Below are 2465 nucleotides of genomic sequence, written 5' to 3'. Positions count from 1 at the left end.
TTATCAAAGCCTCTAATGGGATTAGAGACTTTAGAAGATTAAGAAACAAAATTATGTATTCTATCAACAAAGATACACCACTTAAAAACTAAAAATAATTATAGATTTATCGTTACAGTAAACAAAAAATGGAGGTACCTCCACATCTGTTATAGGTGTGGTGTACCTCCATATATGTTATAGGTCGATATGGATTAAACCTCCATATTAGTTATAGGACCTTTTATTTAAGATTCTTCAATTTCAGTTTTTTTATTTTTAAGATTATCAAAGAATAATAAATGAATAACCATCATGATTAATCCTATATTTAGATAAGCATCCGCCAAATTAAATAAAGTATTTCCAATAATTGGAACAAAAGGTAAACCGACATAATCAATGACTGCGCCATATAAAAGTCTATCAATTAAATTACCAGAAGCACCTGCTATTAAAAGGATCAATGAAATATGATATAAGTCAAATTTACTTTTGGAAGCAGTTATATATAGATAAACTAGTAAAAATATTGCAAGGAAACTTAATAGAATTAATATAACCATTGGAATTTGAAATTTAAATCCGAAAATTTCTCCACCAAAAGCAAACTGATCGTTCATTAAAAATCCAAACTGAATAATTCTAAAATCATTTATACTAAATGCTGGTCCAATTTGACTATACATTGAAAAATTATCACCATAATTGAAAAGTTTTAAAGGGTGATTAAATGCCCCTACAGCAATCAATTTAACAATGACATCTAATATTAATAAACCAAGTATTATAATCCATGAACGCTTTTTCAAGTTGATTACCTACCTTTGATACATATTATAGCATTGTTAAAGAAAATACTGAAAGTATTTATTATATCTAGATATTTTTAAATATCATAAAAACATATAAACGGGATGAAATAAGTGATTTTATGTATTTAAAATAAAAAAGATGATAACTTATATCATCTATCATAAATGGTGCCCCCAGCGAGAATCGAACTTGCAATTCATCCTTACCATGGATGCGGTTTGCCACTAACCTATGGGGGCATGCAAATCTTATTATACAAAAGAGATTTTAAAAAAACAACTATTTATAAATCAAAAGACACTATAGGACTATTTATTAGAGTAAAAAAAAATTAATTGGTGATATTAGTTGTTATTTATGAATTTAAAGTGTATAATGGCTATAGGTTTGAAAAAACCAAGTATGAAAAAAGGAGTACAACATTTTAATGAAGGGCACTGTAAAATGGTTTGATGCTGGTAAGGGCTATGGCTTTATCACATCAACTGACGGCAAAGATGTATTTGTTCATTACTCAGCAATCGAAGCTGATGGATACAAATCACTAGCTGAAGGCGACCAAGTGGAATTTGAAGTTAAAAGTGGCGATCGCGGACAACAAGCTGCGAACGTTAAAAAAGTTTAATTAATTCGCTTAGGTAATAAATGGGGTTTTATTTGTTAAAACCCTTTTATTTTTTTTAAAAATCGCTATAATGAGATTAAAGGGGCGATAACATGAAATATGATTTACTTGAAGTGGACAGACTCCACTTTAATGAGTTAAGAGAGCAAGTTGGGGAAGAAAAATTTAAAGAAGTCCTTAAAAAATTCATTAAGGAATTTACATATGATTCTGTCATAATTGATGGAAAAAATACTCTAACTAAAGATGATATTGACAATCTTTTAGAAAAAAAGATTATTATTTCTCAACTATCAGAGCGTGAACAAAAAGAAGCGCTAAATTATCAAAAAGCATGTGAACACGCATTTAAATATGTTGTATCAAGAAAAAAAATTAATGAAGATGTATTAAAAGATCTTCATGAAATTTTGGTTGAAGGTATATTCCCAGGTGGTCAATACCGTATGGTAAATATCCAAATTAAAAATAGTATGCATCAACCACCAGATTATGTAAAAGTATATGATCGTATGGCAAAATACTTTTACGATTTAGAACATTTTAAAGGAACTGCAGTTCAAAAAGCCGCTTATGCTCATGCCCAATTATTAAAAGTTTATCCATTTTTAGAAGGAAATGGTCGATTAGCCCGCCTCATTATGAATTATGTCCTTATGTTTGATGGTTATATGCCTATTTCTATACCTATATCTCGTCAAGAAGAATACTTTAAGTATATTGATATATTCAAAGTTGAAAAGAATTTATCACCTTTTGAAGATTTTCTTTACGATTTAATATTGGAAGCTTATGAAAATTATATTTTTATGTTAGAAAATTAAGGTCCTATAACTAATATGGAGGTTTAATCCATATCGACCTATAACATATATGGAGGTACACCACACCTATAACAGATGTGGAGGTACCTCCATTTTTTGTTTACTGTAACGATAAATCTATAATTATTTTTAGTTTTTAAGTGGTGTATCTTTGTTGATAGAATACATAATTTTGTTTCTTAATCTTCTAAAGTCTCTAATCCCATTAGAGGCTTTGATAA

General features: G+C 28.7%; 3 protein-coding genes and 1 tRNA gene. 2 read left to right on the top strand and 2 right to left on the bottom strand.

What is annotated here, in order from left to right; all coding sequences use genetic code 11:
* Nucleotides 1–227: 227 nt before the first annotated feature.
* Both T434_RS0106140 and T434_RS0106135 read right to left on the bottom strand, forming a co-directional pair.
* Nucleotides 228–791 (bottom strand): signal peptidase II, encoded by a 564-nt coding sequence (locus T434_RS0106140; RefSeq protein ID WP_026400317.1) that lies wholly within the window; start codon nucleotides 789–791, stop codon nucleotides 228–230.
* A gap of 169 nt (nucleotides 792–960) precedes the next feature.
* Nucleotides 961–1034: transfer RNA gene (locus tag T434_RS0106135), tRNA-Thr, on the bottom strand.
* A gap of 188 nt (nucleotides 1035–1222) precedes the next feature.
* Between T434_RS0106135 and T434_RS0106130 the strand changes: the two genes are divergently transcribed.
* A complete protein-coding gene (locus tag T434_RS0106130) occupies nucleotides 1223–1420 on the top strand; it encodes a cold-shock protein (RefSeq protein WP_026400316.1) in 198 nt (65 codons plus the stop codon).
* A gap of 92 nt (nucleotides 1421–1512) precedes the next feature.
* Entirely contained in the window at nucleotides 1513–2244 is a 732-nt protein-coding gene (locus T434_RS0106125; RefSeq protein ID WP_026400315.1) for a Fic family protein, read from the top strand.
* Nucleotides 2245–2465: the final 221 nt, after the last annotated feature.

Source organism: Acholeplasma equifetale ATCC 29724 (assembly GCF_000687735.1).
Taxonomy (GTDB): Bacteria; Bacillota_I; Bacilli_A; order Acholeplasmatales; family Acholeplasmataceae; genus Acholeplasma; species Acholeplasma equifetale.
Note: the sequence above shows the minus strand (reverse complement) of the source record. Positions and strands in the feature narration are given on the sequence as shown.